Consider the following 283-nt stretch of genomic DNA (forward strand, 5'->3'; position numbering starts at 1 on the left):
ATGTAACTACAGAAGTTAAACCTGAAGATAAAACTGAAAACACTGAAGACAATAAACAACCTGAAGAAGATAAAACTGAAGATGTTGTAACTACAGAAGTTAAACCTGAAGATAATCCTGAAAACACTGAAGACAATAAACAACCTGAAGAAGATAAAACTGAAGATGTTGTAACTCCAGAAGTTAAACATGAAGATAAACCTGAAAACACTGAAGACAAAAAACAACCTGAAGAAGATAAAACTGAAGATGTTGTAACTCCAGAAGTTAAACCTGAAGATAA

Annotated in this window: 1 protein-coding gene; it reads left to right on the forward strand. The window is 31.8% G+C overall.

Translation table 11 applies throughout. The features are described 5' to 3' along the window. On the forward strand, window positions 1-283 hold a 283-nt coding region (locus KJQ99_RS10195; protein WP_214150778.1), incomplete at both ends, for a hypothetical protein.

This window comes from Campylobacter sp. 2018MI13, assembly GCF_018501135.1.
Lineage (GTDB): Bacteria > Campylobacterota > Campylobacteria > Campylobacterales > Campylobacteraceae > Campylobacter_E.